We start from the raw sequence: 19,651 nt of genomic DNA on the forward strand, positions 1-19,651 counted from the left end.
AAATAGAACCATCATATTGCAATGCTGAACTGGTATAAATTTTTCTAGCTTGCTGTGCCTGCGTAGCTCGATGCGGCGAAACTTCTCGTTTAAAGATGAGCATTCCAGTCCCGCTGAATTTTTATACTGAACTTACTATATCTAAATTACCGCAACTTAAAAACGGAAGACAAGGAGTCTGACTATGCCAGAATCAACAGTGATGAATAAAAAAAACTTTGTGACATGTGATTTGTTAGATGCCAACCCTGAAGCGCAGGTGTGCTTGCCTAATATCGAGGGAAAGTCGTTTCAACGCTTTGGTGGCAAAGACAGGTTTTGCGGTGAAATTGTGACGCTAAAGTGTTTTGAAGACAATAGCCGTGTGAAGTCTTTATTAAACAGTGATGGTAAAGACAAAAATGGTAATGGTAAGGTGTTGGTTGTCGATGGCGGTGGCTCTATGCGTTGCGCGCTCTTAGGCGACATGATCGCACAAGCCGCGATAGATAATGGTTGGGCTGGTGTCGTCGTATATGGCTGTGTCCGTGATGTCGATGATATGGCAAATATGGATGTTGGGGTGATGGCATTAGGTTGTATCCCGCGTAAATCGAATCGTCGCGATGAAGGACAAACAGATATCGAAATCAGTTTTGGTGATTTAACGCTGAATTCAGGCATGTTTGTTTATGCAGACAACAACGGTATCATCGCTAGTGACCAGCCATTAATTTAAGTTGAACTGATTAGGGTGTGTCCAACATGCCCTATATATTTGGAAGGCTACGTTTATTTTATGCGCATTTATCTTTTGACTTCTTTTGAAAAATCCAAATGGCCGTGCTAAATGACAAACCGTTACGGCATACATTTTGGTAATTGCTTAAATATTCGTATAATACTCATCTGACTCTTAACTTTGATCCTATCCTTTATGCCTATCACTGCTTTGACTGACGCGTTTGACCCTATTAACCAGCAGTTATTTCCTATTCAGAATACACAGCGGCGTTGGCTTGCGCCTGTGCATGGTGCAGTCGGTAGTTTGTGGCTGGCAAGTTTGATGCAAGCACCGATATGGGAGATCGCCGATCGTCTCAAAGTCGTGGTGACACGCGACCAAAACCAGCTCAATCAAATAGAGACAGAGTTGGCATTTTGCGGTGTTGATGCCTATGTATTTCCCGATTGGGAAACATTGACTTATGATGAGCTATCCCCGCATCAAGACATCGTGAGCGAGCGTATTAACTTATTGACCGATATGCCGACGTCAGGTGTGTTGCTTATCTCAGTGCAAGCGTTGATGCACCGTGTGGCACCGCCAAGTTGGCTAATTGGCCAGCATTTTGATTTAAGCGTTGGTGATCGATTTGATATCAATACGCAGCGTAAGCTACTAGCAAAAGCAGGCTACCGAGCCGTTGAAAATGTTTTTGAGCCAGGTGAATTTGCTGTACGTGGGAGTATCATTGATATCTTTGCGATGGGTCAGCCATTTCCGCTGCGTCTAGATTTATTCGACGACGAAATTGAAACGATTCGATTCTTTAATCCGCAAACCCAGCGCACGTTGACCCTTGATGACCTCAATGCAATGATGACAGGCAACGACAGCCGTATGGCAAAAGAATCGCTATCGCTACTGCATAAATTGCCGGACATCTCAAAGCCTATTGAACAATTCCAAATCCTACCCGCAAAAGAGTTTCCACTCGATGAAGGCCGTGAGACTTTCCGTACCAATTTTGCAGCGATGTTCCCTAATGTCAGCAGTCGTAAATTTGAGCTACACAAGGATGTCATGGCAGGTATTGCCAGCAGCGGACTTGAATATTATCAACCCCTATTTTTTGATGCAGAGGATTGGCAGGCAGACAGCAGTTTATTTTCTTATTTGCCAAGCGATGCACTGTTCATCACTGATGAATTGATTCATGAAAAGCAGGCAGATTATTGGTCGCAAATCCAGCGCCGCTATGAAGAGCGTCGTCACGATATTGATAAACCCATTGTTGCCCCTGAGCTGCTGTATTTATTATCCAATACCCTTAACGAGTATCTCAATCACTATCCACGCGTGATATTAAGCGCGCGTGATGAACTGGCAACCATGACGGATGTCGCTGCTATTGACAGTGAAGAGGTAGCATCAGAGGGTCTCACACCCAATAACAAGCAAGGATTGGTGACGTTAAGCGCTCAAGAGCCACCGCAACTGCCAGTCAATCATCAAAAGGCTGAACCTTTAACCGAATTGCTAGAGTTTTTGAACCGACAAGCACAAACCGCAACACCCGTATTGGTGGTTGCTGAAACAGCGGGACGCCGTGAGATTCTGATTGAGTTGTTCAAAGGCAAAATTGATATCGAAGCTTATGATAGCTTTGAAGCATTTTTAGCAGCAGATAAAACAACCAGTCTTAGTGATAGCAAACGACCACAGGTTGGTTTGACAGTTGCGCCCATTGAACGTGGTGTTTATGTACCGGAACGTTTGGTGTTGATTAGTGAAACGCAACTGTTTGGTAGGCAGGTACTACAAACTCGCCGCCGCCGTCAAAGCGGTGTGTCAGAAGAGTTTTTGGTAAAAAGTGTCACTGAAATAACCGAAGGCAGTCCAGTTGTTCATATTGAGCACGGTATTGGTCGCTATAATGGTTTGATTACCTTGGACGTTGGCGACGGTGAGCAAGAGTTTATTCATCTAAAATATGCTGATGAAGCCAGTATTTATGTGCCAGTCGCCAACTTGCAAATGATTAATCGTTATAGTGGTGGTGATCCAGCGTTGGCACCACTGCACAAGATTGGTAGTGGAAAATGGGACAAGGCCAAGCAAAAAGCCTTAGAGCAAATCCACGATGTTGCCGCAGAACTCCTAAATATACAAGCACGGCGCGAAGCCAAGGTGGGCATTCACTTCAAAATAGACAGCTCACAATATGAGCTATTTGCTAGCCAATTTGCCTTTGAGGAAACTCCTGACCAAGCCCATGCTATCCATGCAGTTATGGAAGATATGAGACAAAACCAGCCGATGGATCGTCTCATTTGCGGGGATGTGGGTTTTGGTAAAACAGAAGTTGCTATGCGTGCCGCTTTCATTGCGGTTAGCGCCGGCTATCAGGTTGCCGTATTAGTACCGACGACCCTGCTGGCAGGTCAGCATGAAGACAATTTCCGCGATCGCTTTGCTGATTGGCCAGTACGTATCGAGACATTATCGCGCTTTGGCGGTAAAAAGCATCAAGATACGGTCTTGGCGGATTTGGCAGCTGGTAAGGTTGATATCGTCATTGGTACTCACAAGCTATTGCAACCTGATGTAAAGTTTTCTAATCTAGGACTGATGATTGTCGATGAAGAACATCGCTTTGGTGTGCGTCACAAGGAGCGTATCAAGGCCATTCAGACCAATGTCGATAGTATGTCAATGACGGCAACCCCAATTCCTAGAACGCTCAATATGGCGTTGTCAGGAATGCGTGATATGTCAATTATTGCCACGCCACCTGCACGCCGTTTGGCAATTAAAACCTTTGTGATGCAAAAAACAGAGGCGTTATTAAAAGAAGCGATCTTGCGTGAGTTGCTGCGTGGGGGACAGGTGTATTTATTGCACAATGATGTGGCGAGTATCGAGCGTATGGCAGAGACCATTCGTGAACTGGTTCCTGAGGCGCGAGTGGGCGTCGCTCATGGGCAAATGCAGGAGCGTCAACTTGAACAAGTGATGCAGCAGTTTTATCATAAAAAATTCAATGTGTTAATTTGTTCTACTATTATCGAAACGGGTATCGATGTCCCAAATGCCAATACGATCATCATTGAGCGCGCTGATAAATTTGGTTTGGCTCAATTGCATCAGCTTCGTGGCCGTGTTGGTCGTAGCCATCATCAAGCTTACTGCTATCTGCTTGTGCCCTCTATCAAAGGTCTTAAAGGGGATGCCAAACGCCGCTTGCATGCCATCGAGCGAGCTAACACGCTTGGCGCTGGATTTATGCTGGCAAGCGAAGATTTAGAAATTCGCGGCGCAGGTGAAATCTTAGGCAAGCAACAAAGTGGTAATATGCAGGCGATTGGTTTTAGCCTATATATGGATATGCTAGAGCGTGCTACTAAGGCGATTAAAGCGGGTAAAGAGCCTGATTTGAGTACACCCTTGTCATTAACCAGTGAAATTAATCTGCACAGCTCCGCGTTGATACCAGAAGAGTATTTGCACGATGTGCATCAGCGTTTGTTGTTTTATAAGCGCATTAGCAATGCTGACGATAAAGAGGCGCTGACAGATATTCGTACTGAAATGATTGATCGTTTTGGTACACTGCCTAATCAAACCAAGCAACTATTTGCTGTCCATGGTTTACGCTTACAGGCAGAGCCACTTAAGATCAATAAGATTGATGCCAATAGCAGTAGCATGACCCTTGAATTTGCACCAGATACACCAGTTGATGCGCTGGCTATCATTAAATTGATTCAGACAAACGGTCAGCACTATCGTATGAATGGCGCTTCTGGTATTCGCTATCAGGATGCCAATAAATTGGCAACGCCGCAACAACGTGTCACCGTAATTCAAGAGTTATTACGCTATTTTAGTGAACATATGGTGGAAGAGTCGGCGTAGCTGGATTTGATGATAGCGATAGGCCAGTTATAGTGGCTTAATAGGGTATAGAAGTAACGCCAAGGTGAAATGCTAAGGCTATCGGTGATGGTGCTATTTTATCGGATGGATAACTGATAAAATAGCGACACTATATATTTAGCCTATTATGGTTTTAACGTATTATATTTTTAACCTATTGAATTTTACCTTTTCACATTTTATTTTTTTCTTCAAGCTTCATAACAAGAGAACCGTCATTATGTTCCAACTTCATCATAAACTTGCTGCTGACAGTTTTTTAGTGGGTGATTTTCCACTATCAACGTGTCGTTTAATCAATGATTGCCAGTTTCCGTGGTTGATATTAGTGCCGCGTGTATCAGGTATTAAAGAGTTGTACGAGTTGTCTGAGGCCGATCAAACGCAGTTTTTACGTGAGTCTAGCTGGTTGTCGAGCCAACTTGCTAAGACTTTCCAAGCAGATAAGATGAATGTGGCAGCACTCGGTAATCAAGTCCCGCAGCTACATTTTCATCATATTGTTCGTTATCAAAATGATATGCAGTGGCCAAACCCAATATGGGGTGTACCTGCTGTGCCTTATACCAAAGAAGTATTGGCGCAAATGCAACAGACCTTAATGATGGCATTACGTGGTCATCATCAAATGCCGTTTGATTGGCAAATGCAATAAAGTATTAGGTCACATTGAACCGCTAGAAGTTTTGCGACTAATCGCATGTGAATACACGAAAGAAGCCAGATACTAATTAGTATCTGGCTTCTTTCATGTTGCTCTATTCAAATAATTTAGGCAGTATCTATAACTAAATGATATCAGTTAAATGATAAATGGTATTTGTTTAGTTATCGGTGGCCTAGGTTTTGCTTCATTTAAAAAGTATAATATATTTTTAGAAAATTTAGTACATAACAATAATCTAAACACCAATAATATATTTATGACGTTTAGATTATTGTTATGTATCATGGTTTTTCCGTTAGCCTGCTAGATAAAGCGAACACTTTATATGCCTTTTTTAGACACGCTGAAATTGAAGCTTCCGTCAAAGAATGAGGGAGTTTGTCGATTTGATTACCCAGAAGTTTTTGTTTTAATCCTTACTGTCACATTACTGGCTTTTTATTTAGATTTTCGTCCTACCTCAATGGCGTTACTGGTGGTTATTACTCTACCAGGTTTGATGATTCTGATTTATAATTATAGACGGCAAACAAGCTTTTGGACCTCTAATCTTGTCATTATTTTACTGTCTGTCGTTATTGGGTCGCTACAGTTTTGCCCTGTAATGTCATTCAGTTTGGCTTCGTTGATTGGTGTACGCATCATCGTTAGCGGCTCTGAAAACTATCTAAAACTTCTGACAGTGGCATTGGTGACAGCCGTTGTCTTTTATTATGTTGGTGCCATTTTGGATGGTGCTGATATGGACTGTGGTGAGAGTTGGGTGCCTACTATAGTATTGTTGGCAAGTATGGCTGTTATCTTGTGGCAATTTTGGTATGTTTACCAAGAATATAGTAGCTATAAAGTACGTGCTCGTAAGGCGACAGGGCGTCTTGGGACGATGGTGTCGGTCATCAACAAGTTAACTCGATTTATACCGCCACAAATTTGGGAGCCGATTGTAAGAACAGACAGTCTTGTGAGTGTATCTAATAAGCGCGCCAAGTTGACGATTATGTTTTCGGATATTATAGGCTTTACCGAACTGTCGGATAGTTTAAGTGCTGACAATTTGGCCGATATTTTGAATACGTATATGCACTGTATGACCTTGATTGCTGAGAAGCATGGCGGGGTTCTGGACAAGTTCATCGGCGATGGTATGGTGTGTTTTTTTGGTGAGCCAGACAGTCGTGGTTCGCGTCAAGATGCGCTAGATTGTGTGGCAATGGCGATAGACATGCGCCGTGAAATGCGCACGTTAAGACAGAAATGGCGGTTAATGGGTTTTGACGGCTTATATATACGTATTGGTATTACGACAGGTTATTGCCATGTTGGTAATTTTGGCAGTAACAATCGTCTCAGTTATACATTGATTGGTAAAGAAGCCAATTTAGCGGCAAGACTGGAAGCGAGCGCTGGTAAAGATGAGATATTAGTCAGCGAGAGTACGTATGATTATGTTTGTCATAATTATGAGTGTCAGCATGCAGGCTCTTTTCAGCTAAAAGGTTTTGATAAGAAAGTTGAGGCGTGGCAAGTATTGGATCCCGATGCTCAAAAAGGCCATTTGTCAAAGTGGGTGGATCACACACTACCTGGTTTTAATTTGCATCTTAACTTTAAAGACATGAAAGATAATGACTATCAAGACATTAGGGATCGCTTAAATTTTGCGCTGGAACGTATCGAGCAAGAGCAAGAAAAAGTAGCCATCAGTATAGCTGAGGAAATTAAACGTAGTGATACTCATCCTAATTAAAGGATTAGGGTGTGTCCTCAATCTGAACGATGGCGACTAAATGAGTTAAAAATGGCTAAATATTTGCCAAACTGCGCCAAATAGCTGGTTAATATCCCGATATTAGGTATAAAAAAGCCAGTTATTATACTAATAACTGGCTTTTTCGATATATGGTCAATCTGGTTTAAAACAGACATGGCCCTACAAGAATAAATTTTTGCCACTGGCGTTTAGTGGTTTTCTTTTGCATGATTGAGTGTATATTTAGGAACCTCAATGGTCAAATCTTCATTATCAAGCATAACCTGACAAGACAGACGTGAATCAGGCTCTAATCCCCAAGCACGATCCAATAAGTCCGCTTCGATATCGTCCATTTCATCTAAACTATCAAAGCCCTTACGCACGACCACATGACAGGTGGTACACGCTTTTGACATTTCACACGCGTGCTCGATTTTGATACCTTTTTCTAATAACGCTTTGCACAAGTTTTCACCAGCTTTTAGCTCAACTTCTGCACCCTCAGGGCAAATCTCGTGATGGGGTAGTACAGTAATTTTTGGCATAAATCGTCTTTCCGATGCTAATCAATTTAAAGAAGTAAGAATATGAGAGTTCTATGTGATACGACATTTAAGTCATATGGCTAAACGTGTCTGCTACCAATCTTGGGCGCTCGTGCCTGCCATGCTGGCTTTTACGCTTTGATTCATAATACGAGCAGCAAAGGCATCACTATGTGGCTTGAGCTGTGCTTGTTGCGTTTCAGTAAGTGCTAAGTCATTAATGCTGAGCACGGTTTTTAGCGATTGTATTTGCTCTGCTAAAGTGTGTTGTTCGTCAGAAGACAACAATGCTGAAAACTCATTAAGTGCGGACTCTAAGGCCAATATTTCACGCTCAGCTTCGACTCTGGTTTCGATCAAAGAGCGCGCATTTTTGTCTTCTTCTGCATGCTTGAAGCCTGCAACAAGTAGTTGTTCTTTTTGCTCATCTGACAGCCCATAAGAAGGGACAATCTCAATCTTGCTTTCTGTTCTGGTAGTGGTTTCTTGCGCGCTAACCGTAAGCTGACCATTGGCATCAATACTAAAGGTGACTTCAATACGAGCAAAACCAGCCTTCATTGGTGGAATACCATACAGCTCAAAGCGTCCCAGTGAGCGACAGTTTTCCACGGTTTCGCGCTCACCTTGTACCACGTGAATCACCATGCCTGTTTGACCGTCTTGATACGTAGTAAATACTTGGCGTTTTTTGACAGGAATAGGGGTATTACGTGGGATAAGCACTTCAACTAAACCACCCATGGTTTCAAGACCAAGTGATAAAGGCGTCACGTCCAATAATAGTATATTATTGTCACTACTACCATTGACTAATTGATGTGCTGTCTGAGCTGCGCCCAAAGCGACGACTTCATCTGGATTCAGACGGCAAAGTGGCTGCTTAGCAAAAAACTCCGTCACGATATGTTGGATGGCAGGCATACGCGTCGAACCGCCGACTAAGATAACTTCGTCTAAATCTGTGGTAGATAGCTTAGCATCACGCAGCACTTGTTCGCACACGCTTAATGTGCGACGGCTAACAGGTTCTACAATTGTGAGTATATCTTCACGGCGTAATATGCCTTGATAAGATTGCTCATTGATAGTGACACTAATATCGACCTGCTCAGCATCAGTCAATGCTTGTTTGTACGCTTTGGCTTGTTGCGCAAGTATTGACTTGTCATGACGACTTACGTCTTTTGGATCGATATTCAATTGCTTGATGATCCAATTGGTTATGAGACGGTCAATATCGTCGCCACCTAATGCACTATTGCCACCAGTGGCCAGCACCTCAAATACACCGTCATTCAGCTTTAAGATAGATACATCAAAAGTGCCGCCACCCAAATCATAGATCAGATAGTAGCTTTCTTTGTCATTATCTTGAGTATGCTGATCAAGACCGTAAGCGACTGCAGCAGCTGTAGGCTCATTTAGTAAGCGCAGCACATTGATGCCCGCGGCTTGAGCTGCATCTTTGGTTGCTTGGCGCTGGGCTTCATCAAAGTAAGCTGGGACGGTAATTACTGCCCCCTCAATACTGTCTGCAGGCAATGCACTCGCTGCACGTTGCTCAAGCGCGGCTAATATACGCGCTGAGACTTCAACAGGAGAGACCTCGCCTTGAGCAGTGACAAATGCTGGCATATCATCTTTGCTACCAGACAACTCGTAAGGATGCGAGAATTTGATATCAGCTTGGCTACGACCCATAAAACGCTTAGCCGAGACGATCGTATTTTTTGGATCATCTGCTAAGTGGGCTAGGGCATCATAGCCGACTAAAGGGTTGCCTGTACTTGGGTAATAGACGACAGAAGGTAACAAGGTATCTGTTGCTGCACCTGCTTCTAATACTTGCGCCTTGCCAGAACGCACCACAGCAACCAATGAGCGTGTAGTACCAAGGTCGATGCCCAGACCAAAACGATGCTGGTGAGGTTGGGCGCTTTGATTGGGTTCGGCAATTTGCATTAAAGACATAAGGATAACTCAGAGATAAAATGAATAAGTAAAGTGGGGCGAACATAGCATAGGCAGTATTATAGCTTAACGGCTACATCTTCATTCTAATGATAGGGACGTTCAGCAGCTAAGCTTGTTTAAAGCCATAGATTATACGGTATAGACGATACTATTTTAACCCAATATTTAGAATATAACTGTTGAATAAGGTATGTGGTTTACAGTTATCTAAACGTATAGATCATCGTCATCTGAATGTTCAGCAGTGGCGACGTCATCAAGACCAGTCGTCACATCTGCATTCAATTTGACCAAAAATTTCAGTTTTTGTGTCGCGTCAATTGCCGTTTGCCAGTCTTGGTTTTTGTAAGCACTATTAAAGCGCTCAGACTGTTTTGCTAGACGCTTTGTAATTTGAGGATGTAGCTGCTGCAAGGCTGGAAGGTTTTTGCTATTAATAGCGTCATCTAAATCCATTCGCATTTCCATCGCATCTTCTAAAAAATCTAAGTCTGCGATTGAGTGTTCTAAATGTTGTGCTTGATCGGCCATACCTAGTAGATAACCAGCACGGCTATCAGGTGCACTCAACGTTTGATAGGCTTGATTGATGATTGCAGAATACTGCTCTGATTGCTGCTGTGCTTGGTTAGTATCTGCTAGATTCTTTACAACATTATCAGGGTGATGGCGTTTTTGTAGCAGACGCAGATGTTGATCGAGACTGTCTTGATTGACTTCAAACTGTACAGGTTGCTCAAATAGGGCAAAGAAGTTATCAAATTGTGTCGCTGGGATAGTGTCTATCATATCTTACGCCTTGCTTTTTTATTTGTTTTTTAAAGTCTTAATCTGGCTGAGAACTTGTTTTATAATCTGATTCTTCAGCTGGATCTATCATTGCATCTATGTCTTTTGCATTGATTCATCACTAATAGTGCATAAACTCAAAAATATAAATTTATCGAACTATTAAACGGTAAAAGATTCACCGCAACCACATTCCCCTTTTTGATTGGGATTGGTGAATTTGAAACCTTCGTTCAACCCTTCTTTTTCGTAGTCCATTAACAAGCCATCTAAATATACCAAGCTTTTAGGGTCAATAAAGATACTAACGCCACGACTTTCATAGCGGGTGTCATTCTCATCAGGGGTATCTACAAACTCTAAAACATAAGCTAAGCCCGAGCAGCCTGCTGTACGGATACCAACTCGAATACCGTCACCACGACCGCGATTGTCCAAAAAATCTCGGACATGCTGAGCGGCGCGTTCTGTCATTTCAATCATGCCAACTCCCATTGACTATTCATTATAAGTATCAATAAAAAATTTATATAAAATGGCAATCAAGTTAAAGAGATTGCCAAAACAGTATGCTAGAAAATAAAAGGTGACAATTACATAAGCGTCATTGTCACCTCTTTAGCCTCAGTAGCTTTTTAACATATTACTACTTTAGCTTTGCTAACATAACGCCACAGCGGTGCGGTCTAGCTGACAGCTTCTTCTGTTACTACTGCTGCTGTACCATGCTTACCTTTATAGTCGCTAATAGCGGCTTTAATGGCATCTTCTGCAAGGACAGAGCAATGCACTTTTACTGGTGGTAAAGCCAACTCTTTAGCGATATCGTTGTTTTTGATTTCGCCAGCTTGATCCAAGCTCTTGCCTTTTAGCCACTCAGTAACAAGTGAGCTTGAAGCAATTGCTGAACCGCAACCGTAAGTTTTGAAACGCGCATCTTCGATAATACCATTATCATCGACTTGGATTTGTAGGCGCATTACATCGCCACAAGCTGGGGCACCAACCATACCGGTACCAACATTTTTGGCATTTTTATCAAGATTGCCAACGTTGCGTGGGTTTTCGTAATGATCAATAACTTGGTCACTATAGGCCATGGGGTTTTCTCCTGGTTAGATGATGAGTGGTAGATTATTAATCTTTGAAATGCTACCCACTCATCGATAATTGGGGTCAAACATTTAGTTAATAAAAACTGGATTTATAATTGTCTGATCAATCGTTTAATAAATATATGTGAAGCTGTATTACGCTCTGTGCTTGATTTTAGTGCTCAGCCCATTCGACTGAATCTAAATCAACACCTTCTTGGTACATATCCCAAAGTGGTGATAGGGCACGTAATTTATCAACCGCTTCATGCATCTGCTTGATTACTGTGTCGATATCTTCTTCAGTGGTATAACGACCAAAGCTGAAACGAATCGAGCTGTGTGCCAGTTCGTCTGGACGACCGATAGCGCGCAATACGTATGAAGGCTCAAGCGTCGCTGAAGTACAAGCCGAACCTGATGAGACCGCTAAATCTTTTAGCGACATCATGAGGGATTCACCTTCAACGAAGTTAAAGCTGATATTCACGATATTAGGTACGCTGTTTTCTAGGTCGCCATTTAGATAAATCTCTTCGATATCTTGTAGTCCATCCCACAGCTTTTGGCGCAATTTTGCAGCATGGGCGTTGTCTTCTTTATAACTATCATTGGCGAGAGTAAAAGCCGCACCAAGACCAACGATTTGATGCGTTGGTAATGTTCCTGAACGCATACCACGCTCATGACCACCCCCGTGCTGCTCCGCTTTTAAACGGATACGAGGCTTACGACGAACAAATAAAGCACCAATGCCTTTAGGACCATAGGCTTTATGACCTGAAAAGCTCATTAAGTCGATTTTCATCTCTTCAAGATTAATCAATATTTTACCGACAGACTGAGCACCGTCAACATGGAATACAATACCAGCTGCACGAGTGATCTCACCAATGGCAGTGACATCAGTAATGGTGCCAAGCTCGTTGTTCACCATCATGAGTGAGACTAAAATCGTGTCATCACGTAAGGCTTCTTTAACTTGCTCAGGCAAAATAAGGCCGGTGCTTGGTTGAGGCTCAAGATAAGTAATCTCAAAACCTTCTTGCTCAAGCTCACGACAAGTATCAAGTACCGCTTTGTGTTCAATTTTACTAGTGATAATGTGCTTACCACGAGACTGATAGAAGTGTGCTGCGCCTTTAATGGCGAGGTTGTCAGATTCGGTTGCGCCAGAAGTAAAGACGATTTCGCGTGGATCAGCGTTAATGACTTCAGCCACTTGTTGACGCGCCGTTTCTACCGCTTCTTCTGCTTGCCAGCCATAGCCATGCGAGCGCGAGGCTGGGTTACCAAAGATGCCATCTACTGTCAGATACTCGCTCATTCTCGCAGCTATTGATTTAGCAACTGGCGTGGTGGCGGCATAATCTAAGTATATAAGGTTGTTATGTTGGCTCATGCTGGGTTTGCCTCGCTGTTCGATAGGGTAATGGTATTGATGTCTTTTAAAGAAATATCTTTGGCGGATATGTGCTGACGTTCGGAAACTGACTGCACATTTTCCATATCTAATAATTGCGCTAATGTTATATTTTTCAAGTACTGTTCAATATGATTGGATAGAGCACACCATAAGTCGTGGGTTAAGCACATTGTACCACCTTGACAGTCTCCGCGTCCTTCACACTGCATTGCATTAACAGATTCATCAACGGCAGAAATAATGCTCATCACATCTATTTCGTGCAATGGTTTGGCTAAGTGATAACCACCAGCGGCACCGCGAATACTGGTAACAAGGCCACGTTTGCGAAGCTTGGAAAATAACTGTTCAAGGTAAGAGATAGAAATCGATTGCCGTTTGGCAATATCAGATAAGGACACCGCGCTATCTTGTTGGCTAGTTTGCAGCGCCAAATCTAGTAATGCAGTGACGGCATATCTGCCTCGAGTAGTCAAACGCATGTGTTATCTCCAAACTATTATGTTATTTTTATTTAACAACGATCTTAGCGAAATGAAAGTAGTGGTAGTGAGTAAAACAAAAGCTACTAAGCGAATCATATACTGGCTAAGTTGTGTTTCATCGTTATTAAACAACAGATGATTAACCCGATGTGTGCAACGATTGGGTCAATTATACTTAATCCTGAGTAATTTAGTCAAGATTAAAATGTGGTTGAATGGTTAATCTGGCTTATTACTACGATTGATAAAAACAATGATTGTTAGAGGAGGGTAGAGAGCAGGGGAATGCTATTAATTGTAATACTATTGATTTTAAATGATGGGTCTGTGCTCAATGACAGGAAGCAATTCAAAAAGAAAAAAGCGTTTAATGCCTTTTACTCGGCATCAAACGCTTCATTTAACAAGACATTATGACAGGATTAAAATTAGTTCATTAATAGCGTTATGATGGCACCAATCATACCGATAATGGCAACAATGGTTACGATAATCAGGGTTTTTTGTTTGCTTTGCGCCTCTTTCAAGGTCGTTTCAAGTTCACGATTTTTCATGGTTAGCGTATTTATTTGGGTCTGCTGCTCTTTAATGCGTAACTGATAGCTGTTTTTTTTGTCTGCCATTTCGGCTTCAGTCAGGTCTTGTTTGCTTTTACCGCCTTTGAACTTCTTAATCAAACCTTGAATTAAGCTACCAAGCCCGAGCTGCATGATAAATTGTTTCACCAATTGCACCTGCACAGACTCACCGCGCATTTGTAGCTTTTCTGTCGTTTCGCTATCGTGAGTGGTAATCGCATTGATAATTTGGATGCTGTAGGCATTAATAACAACATCAGGCTCACTACGGCCAACAGGTAGTTGAGCATCTAATAGCACACCTTTGGTGCTAAAGGTGGCAAAGATCTCGACATGTGGCAAATACAAGCGCAGTGCCACGACAGTGCCTTGTTTGGCAAGCGGATAAGCAGCTTTACGTAGTTCGGGATCTAAACGTAACAAAAGTGTCAGCGCCGACTCGATGAACACCAGAATGATATTAAGAAAAGAGTGAGACAACGTAGAACGCTTCATGTAAATAGTCCGTTTTTTATTTGGCAAATGAGAGGCAAAAATAAACCAAGAGTTACTATCGATCTGATATATGTGGTCACATTTTGCTTATACTAACGTCTTTATAATAAAAAGTAACCCTAGTTTCTGTCAGTTAATAAATTATTACCTTACAATTTGATCATCAATAAAGACACTGATATTTATGACTGGCAATGTATTGATGCGATCCAGCAACGCATTTGAATCATAATACGATAGATGTTTTGGTCAAAATAGTGTGCTAGTAGAATGGTTGCAGATGCTTTGCGTAACATTGGGTGTCAAATACGTAGTACAGCGTGCGAAAATATGTAAAATTGCTTGCGCTCCTTATGCTGCCTTGATATAAAGACGATAACAAAGCGAAACCTGTTAATACGCCAGTCAGTTGGTTTTTATTGCTTAAATGCTATGAGAGCGTTACAATACTTGGCGTGAGCGTTTATTACCCCCCTTAAACTTGAAGGAAATTTTATGAATAAGTCAGAATTAATTGATAGCATTGCAGAAAAAAGTGGTCTAAACAAAACTCAAGCTGGCGATGCATTAAATGCAGTGATGGAAAGTGTTGGCGAAGCGTTAGAAGCTGGCGATAGCATTTCATTAGTTGGTTTTGGTACTTTTAGCGTAAAAGACCGTAAAGCCCGTACTGGCCGTAATCCTAAGACTGGTGAAGAGCTTAGCATTCCAGCCAGTAAAGTACCAAGCTTCAAAGCTGGTAAAAACTTAAAAGAGCGCTTAAACTAAGCCATTCTTTTAAAGCGAATTCTTAGCGCATAAGTTAAGAGTATAGCGATAAAAAAAGCACCTAATATATAGGTGCTTTTTTTATCGCTATAGTTTGTATCAGACAACGTGAATATTTTGAGTATGGGTTAAAAATCACGTATCATAGGGCGCGCGATCTACACGAAATGTACACGTTTTTTACTCTTACCATTGCTGGCTTAGATAGCATTGATATTAATAATAGTATTACAATGGTTTTTCATCAATATAGGTTAATAAAGCAGAGATAACTATGGATAAATTGCGCGATTTCTTAAAAAGCTGGCCAGGTCGCATTTTATTGATTTTATGCCTATCGCCGCTCGCTCTATTGGGTGTCGAAAGCTATTTTGGTGGCGGGGTTGATCCCAACCAAATCGCTCAGGTGGGTGAAGCAAGCGTAGGGTTGTCCGAGTATCAGACTGCCGTAAACAACCGTCGTACTGAAATATTAGAGCAAGTTGATGATGCCAGTTTATTGAATGAAGATGTGCTGCACGAACAAGTGCTAAAGGGCCTTATAGATCGTACCTTATTAGAGCAGCAAGCAGGTAAGCTTGGTATGACTGTGTCTGATGACACCATTAATCGTTTATTGCGTCAAGAAGAAGTCTTTCAAGATGCTGAGGGTAACTTCTCTAACGATCAATTTGCAAACTTTTTGCGTCAGCGCGGTATGACGAAAGACCAGCTATTTTCTGAGTTTCGTAATCAGTTAAGCCTTGATCAGCTCAATGCCAGTATCGTTGGTACAGCCGTCTATCCGATGAAAGCTGTCAGTCAATTGATTGATCTACAACTTGAGTCGCGTAATATTTGGCTACATCGTTTTGATTGGCAAGAGTATCAAGACCAAGTGACGCTGAGCAAAAATGATATACAAGCGTATTATGATGCCAATAAAGATAAGCTAAAAAGTGCAGCAATGGTCGATTTGGCTTATATTCAGCTTAGTCCTCAGACTATTCAAGTGAATGAGATTACGACAGCAGACTTGCAGCAGCAATATGAAGCTTACAAGCAAAGTCTAGCAGTCGTTGATGAGCGTAAAATCAGTCAAATATTATTAACTGGTGATGATGCCAAGGCCAGAGCAGACAAAATCAAAGCCCGTCTAAACAAAGGCGAAGCTTTTGCGGCATTGGCCAGAACTGAGTCAGATGATCCATCAGGAGAGACTGGTGGTGATATTGGTACCTTTAACCCCTCTGTGTTTGGTAATGATGCCGCCACTGTTGAAAAAGCTTTAGAAGGTTTAAGTGTTGGTGAGGTCACCGCACCTGTCAAGACCAGCTTTGGTTATCAAATATTTACTGTCACCGAAGACAATGGCAGCAAAGTAGCAAGCTTAGAAAGCATGCGTGATGAATTAACGGCTAAAGCAAAAGAATATAAGCGTCAGGAAATTTATGCAGATAAAGTGACATCGATTAATGACTTGGCGGCAGATGGTTTTAGTATCGAAGATATTGCTCAGCAAGAGAACGTAACACTAAAACGTCTCAAAGATTACCGTAAAGAAAACAATCAATCGGTACTGTCGCAACCAGCCGTCATCAAGCAGGCCTTTGATGAGTTTACGATTCAAGATCAGGCAGTGACAGCAGGTATTGAAGTGGGTAATGGTACAGTATGGGTACAGCCGAGTAACTATCGCCCTACTAAGACGCTTACTTTATCCGCAGCTACGCCTAGAATCACCCAAACATTACGTCAGCAAAAGGCGACAGCATTGGCGCTAAAAGAGGCCAAAGCAGTAGCCGCTGGTATTAAAACGCCCGCTGATATCAAAAAGCAATCAGTAAGCTTTCAGGCATTGGGTGAAGTCAATCGTCAAACGACATTATTGACAGACAAAGAACGTGGTTTGGCCTTTAGTCAGCAGGCTGCTAACAACGGCGTCGTTGCTATCGCTAGTGAGACAGAGGCAGGTGCGACCTTGTTGGTTGGTGACCGTATCAAAACTCAGCAGCAGTCGCCGCTGTCTGATATGCAAAGAGCGCAAACTGCGACGATCATTCGTGATAATTTAGGTCAAGATCAGCTACAAGACTATTTAGATTATTTGCGTTTGATGTATAAAGTTGAGATCAATGAAACCAATATGGCAAATGCACAGGGACGTTAACTTTTTGCTATATTATTCTTAAATGCCAAACGTGAAAAAGCCACTGTATCAATTGATAAAGTGGCTTTTTTTAATGGGCGATACCTTTGTAATGTAACCAATGCTAGCCCACAAAGAGATGTAAGATAGTTTAATGACGGAAATGACGCATTCCAGTAAATACCATTGCGATACCATGCTCATTTGCAGCCGCGATGGTTTCGTCATCACGCATAGAGCCACCCGGTTGAATAATAGCAGCAATGCCTACTTGGGCTGCATTATCAATGCCATCACGGAACGGGAAGAAAGCATCAGAAGCCATAACAGCGCCTTCTGTTGCCAATCCTGCATGTTCCGCTTTGATAGCCGCAATACGTGCTGAGTTGACGCGGCTCATTTGACCTGCACCAACACCAATAGTACGCTGATCTTTTGCATAAACGATGGCATTTGATTTGACATATTTTGCCACATTCCAGCTGAACAGTAGATCGGCTATTTGCGCTTCAGTTGGTTGTACATCAGTGACGATTTTTAGGTCATTAGCAGTGATTAAGCCAAGATCTTGCTCTTGCACCAGTAGACCACCATTGACACGCTTATAGTCAAGCTGGGTGTCGCGCTGATCTGGCGCTGGAAGTTCGCCGCAAACCAACACACGGACATTTTTCTTAGTGGCAGTCGCTTCAAGCACACCGTCTTCAATACTAGGAGCAATGATAACTTCTACGAATTGATTGTCGATAATGGCTTTGGCAGTGGCCAGCGTCAATGGACGGTTAAAGGCAATAATACCGCCAAAAGAAGATTCAGGATCAGTACTAAACGCAGTACGATAAGCAGCTACCTGATCATGATCGACTGCGACGCCGCATGGATTGGCGTGCTTAACGATGACGCAAGCAGGGGCATGAAAAGCTTTAACGCATTCAAGGGCGGCATCCGTATCAGCGATATTGTTATAAGACAGCGCTTTACCTTGCAATTGCTTTGCAGTGGCAATAGAAGCTTGTTGGCTTTTTAGTGGTTGGTTTTCGATATAGAAAGCCGCGTTTTGATGTGGGTTTTCGCCGTAGCGAAGGTCTTGAGCTTTCTCAAGCTGCACATTAAAGGTACGTGAAAAATTTTCAGGCTGCTGGTTTTCATTGACACGGCTGCCTAAGAAATTGGCAATCATACCGTCGTATTGGGCAGTATGCTCAAAAGCCTTGACTGCTAAATCGTAGCGTAAGGCTGTTGTCAGTTCAGTGCCATTACCTAATGCGGCAAGTATGTGCTCATAATCTGCTGGGTCGGTCACGATACCCACGTGGGCATGGTTTTTTGCAGCTGAACGTACCATGGTAGGACCACCAATATCGATGTTTTCGATAGCATCGTTCATGGTGACATTAGCCCGAGCGATGGTTTCAGCGAACGGATATAAATTTACGACAACCAAATCAATACGATCAATCGCGTGGTCACTCATGACTGCATCATCAGTACCGCGACGCCCTAAGATTCCACCATGAATTTTAGGATGTAGCGTTTTGACACGGCCATCCATCATCTCAGGAAAGCCCGTGTAATCTGACACTTCGGTCACAGCAACGTTGTTTTCTGTGAGTAACCGATAAGTACCACCGGTAGATAATAAGCCAAAGCCTGCTTTAATAAGACCTTGTGCAAACTCAACAATATTAGATTTATCGGAGACCGACAATAGGGCAAGTGGGGTTGTACTCATAAAAAAATTCCATAAAAAAAGCCTGACGTAAACGTCTGGCAAGGTGATGATGACAATTATTGTAGACAATATCGCAATGGATAAAATCATGAACATTAAACTGCCATGCGTAATGATGGTTAGAACAGATAAGTTGGCTCATATAGCTGATGCTACATTAAGTCATAGGTTTTGAGTTTTTTGCGCAGCGTGCCACGATTAAGACCTAAAATTTGTGCGCATTTGGTTTGATTGCCCCGCGTTTTTTCAAGGACGACAGATAAAAGGGGTTCTTCGACCTGTTTTAGAATAAGCTCATACAAATCGGTAGGCATCTCATCACCCAGCATCGAAAAATACTCCCGTACCACGCGCTCAACATGTACGCGCAAAGGCTCATTCGTATTGCTTGCATAGTGGTTCAAGGTAGGGCCAACGTTGTGATTCGGATGATAATCGTGTTTATTATAATCGGCAGGATGCTCAGAGCTTTTGGCAAAATGATTGGCAGTATGCTGTGCATGAGGTGCCATAAGATAATGTCCTTGAGATTGGAGAGAATCAAACCATAAAAGGTTAGGGTATTATATCAA

General features: G+C 42.4%; 16 protein-coding genes. 6 read left to right on the forward strand and 10 right to left on the reverse strand.

What is annotated here, in order from left to right; genetic code table 11:
* The first annotated feature begins 202 nt into the window (after positions 1-202).
* From rraA to JMY02_RS02965, 4 genes are all read left to right on the forward strand, one after another.
* Entirely contained in the window at positions 203-718 is a 516-nt protein-coding gene (gene rraA, locus JMY02_RS02950) for a ribonuclease E activity regulator RraA (RefSeq protein WP_265087946.1), read from the forward strand.
* A 198-nt stretch (positions 719-916) separates the two neighbouring features.
* Positions 917-4,621 carry a transcription-repair coupling factor gene (gene mfd, locus JMY02_RS02955; protein WP_201595018.1) on the forward strand — a complete coding sequence of 1,235 codons (3,705 nt, stop codon included), beginning with the start codon at positions 917-919 and terminating at the stop codon, positions 4,619-4,621.
* Positions 4,622-4,862: 241 nt separating this feature from the next.
* Positions 4,863-5,297, forward strand: a complete 435-nt coding sequence (locus JMY02_RS02960) for an HIT domain-containing protein (RefSeq protein ID WP_201595020.1) — start codon at positions 4,863-4,865, stop codon at positions 5,295-5,297.
* Positions 5,298-5,913: 616 nt separating this feature from the next.
* Positions 5,914-7,056, forward strand: a complete 1,143-nt coding sequence (locus tag JMY02_RS02965) for an adenylate/guanylate cyclase domain-containing protein (protein ID WP_227678392.1) — start codon at positions 5,914-5,916, stop codon at positions 7,054-7,056.
* A gap of 212 nt (positions 7,057-7,268) precedes the next feature.
* Here the strand turns inward: JMY02_RS02965 and fdx are convergent, their stop codons facing one another.
* From fdx to JMY02_RS03005, 8 genes are all read right to left on the reverse strand, one after another.
* Positions 7,269-7,607, reverse strand: a complete 339-nt coding sequence (fdx, locus tag JMY02_RS02970; RefSeq protein ID WP_201595024.1) for an ISC system 2Fe-2S type ferredoxin — start codon at positions 7,605-7,607, stop codon at positions 7,269-7,271.
* 93 nt (positions 7,608-7,700) lie between these two features.
* Entirely contained in the window at positions 7,701-9,581 is a 1,881-nt protein-coding gene (hscA, locus tag JMY02_RS02975) for a Fe-S protein assembly chaperone HscA (RefSeq protein WP_201595026.1), read from the reverse strand.
* Positions 9,582-9,791: 210 nt separating this feature from the next.
* A complete protein-coding gene (gene hscB / locus JMY02_RS02980) occupies positions 9,792-10,373 on the reverse strand; it encodes a Fe-S protein assembly co-chaperone HscB (protein ID WP_201595028.1) in 582 nt (193 codons plus the stop codon).
* Between the two features lie 162 nt (positions 10,374-10,535).
* Positions 10,536-10,856: an iron-sulfur cluster assembly protein IscA gene (gene iscA, locus JMY02_RS02985; protein ID WP_201595030.1), complete on the reverse strand. Its 321-nt coding sequence runs from the start codon at positions 10,854-10,856 to the stop codon at positions 10,536-10,538.
* A gap of 203 nt (positions 10,857-11,059) precedes the next feature.
* On the reverse strand, positions 11,060-11,473 hold the full coding sequence (iscU, locus tag JMY02_RS02990; RefSeq protein WP_201595032.1) for a Fe-S cluster assembly scaffold IscU: 414 nt from the start codon (positions 11,471-11,473) through the stop codon (positions 11,060-11,062).
* A 169-nt stretch (positions 11,474-11,642) separates the two neighbouring features.
* On the reverse strand, positions 11,643-12,869 hold the full coding sequence (locus JMY02_RS02995) for an IscS subfamily cysteine desulfurase (protein WP_201595034.1): 1,227 nt from the start codon (positions 12,867-12,869) through the stop codon (positions 11,643-11,645).
* Positions 12,866-13,375, reverse strand: a complete 510-nt coding sequence (locus JMY02_RS03000; RefSeq protein ID WP_021814980.1) for an Rrf2 family transcriptional regulator — start codon at positions 13,373-13,375, stop codon at positions 12,866-12,868. The genes JMY02_RS02995 and JMY02_RS03000 overlap by 4 nt, the downstream gene beginning before the upstream one ends.
* Before the next feature lie 431 nt (positions 13,376-13,806).
* On the reverse strand, positions 13,807-14,451 hold the full coding sequence (locus JMY02_RS03005; RefSeq protein WP_201595036.1) for a hypothetical protein: 645 nt from the start codon (positions 14,449-14,451) through the stop codon (positions 13,807-13,809).
* 495 nt (positions 14,452-14,946) lie between these two features.
* Between JMY02_RS03005 and JMY02_RS03010 the strand changes: the two genes are divergently transcribed.
* A complete protein-coding gene (locus tag JMY02_RS03010; RefSeq protein ID WP_011513979.1) occupies positions 14,947-15,219 on the forward strand; it encodes an HU family DNA-binding protein in 273 nt (90 codons plus the stop codon).
* 274 nt (positions 15,220-15,493) lie between these two features.
* Positions 15,494-17,368, forward strand: a complete 1,875-nt coding sequence (locus JMY02_RS03015; RefSeq protein WP_201595038.1) for a SurA N-terminal domain-containing protein — start codon at positions 15,494-15,496, stop codon at positions 17,366-17,368.
* Positions 17,369-17,498: 130 nt separating this feature from the next.
* Here JMY02_RS03015 and purH read toward each other — a convergent pair whose 3' ends face one another.
* Both purH and fis read right to left on the reverse strand, forming a co-directional pair.
* Entirely contained in the window at positions 17,499-19,079 is a 1,581-nt protein-coding gene (gene purH / locus JMY02_RS03020) for a bifunctional phosphoribosylaminoimidazolecarboxamide formyltransferase/IMP cyclohydrolase (protein ID WP_201595040.1), read from the reverse strand.
* A 152-nt stretch (positions 19,080-19,231) separates the two neighbouring features.
* A complete protein-coding gene (fis, locus tag JMY02_RS03025) occupies positions 19,232-19,483 on the reverse strand; it encodes a DNA-binding transcriptional regulator Fis (RefSeq protein ID WP_227678404.1) in 252 nt (83 codons plus the stop codon).
* Between the last annotated feature and the right edge of the window lie 168 nt (positions 19,484-19,651).

It is taken from the genome of Psychrobacter vallis, from assembly GCF_904846715.1.
Taxonomy (GTDB): Bacteria; Pseudomonadota; Gammaproteobacteria; order Pseudomonadales; family Moraxellaceae; genus Psychrobacter; species Psychrobacter vallis.

Bases quoted from the DNA above. Each gene is read 5' to 3' on its own strand.
- purH (WP_201595040.1), bottom strand. From the start codon at position 19,079: ATGAGTACAACCCCACTTGCCCTATTGTCGGTCTCCGATAAATCTAAT.
- JMY02_RS02965 (WP_227678392.1), top strand. From the start codon at position 5,914: ATGTCATTCAGTTTGGCTTCGTTGATTGGTGTACGCATCATCGTTAGC.
- JMY02_RS03010 (WP_011513979.1), top strand. From the start codon at position 14,947: ATGAATAAGTCAGAATTAATTGATAGCATTGCAGAAAAAAGTGGTCTA.
- JMY02_RS03000 (WP_021814980.1), bottom strand. From the start codon at position 13,375: ATGCGTTTGACTACTCGAGGCAGATATGCCGTCACTGCATTACTAGAT.
- rraA (WP_265087946.1), top strand. From the start codon at position 203: ATGAATAAAAAAAACTTTGTGACATGTGATTTGTTAGATGCCAACCCT.
- iscA (WP_201595030.1), bottom strand. From the start codon at position 10,856: ATGATTGAAATGACAGAACGCGCCGCTCAGCATGTCCGAGATTTTTTG.
- hscB (WP_201595028.1), bottom strand. From the start codon at position 10,373: ATGATAGACACTATCCCAGCGACACAATTTGATAACTTCTTTGCCCTA.
- JMY02_RS02960 (WP_201595020.1), top strand. From the start codon at position 4,863: ATGTTCCAACTTCATCATAAACTTGCTGCTGACAGTTTTTTAGTGGGT.
- iscU (WP_201595032.1), bottom strand. From the start codon at position 11,473: ATGGCCTATAGTGACCAAGTTATTGATCATTACGAAAACCCACGCAAC.
- JMY02_RS03015 (WP_201595038.1), top strand. From the start codon at position 15,494: ATGGATAAATTGCGCGATTTCTTAAAAAGCTGGCCAGGTCGCATTTTA.
- fdx (WP_201595024.1), bottom strand. From the start codon at position 7,607: ATGCCAAAAATTACTGTACTACCCCATCACGAGATTTGCCCTGAGGGT.
- JMY02_RS02995 (WP_201595034.1), bottom strand. From the start codon at position 12,869: ATGAGCCAACATAACAACCTTATATACTTAGATTATGCCGCCACCACG.
- mfd (WP_201595018.1), top strand. From the start codon at position 917: ATGCCTATCACTGCTTTGACTGACGCGTTTGACCCTATTAACCAGCAG.
- JMY02_RS03005 (WP_201595036.1), bottom strand. From the start codon at position 14,451: ATGAAGCGTTCTACGTTGTCTCACTCTTTTCTTAATATCATTCTGGTG.
- hscA (WP_201595026.1), bottom strand. From the start codon at position 9,581: ATGTCTTTAATGCAAATTGCCGAACCCAATCAAAGCGCCCAACCTCAC.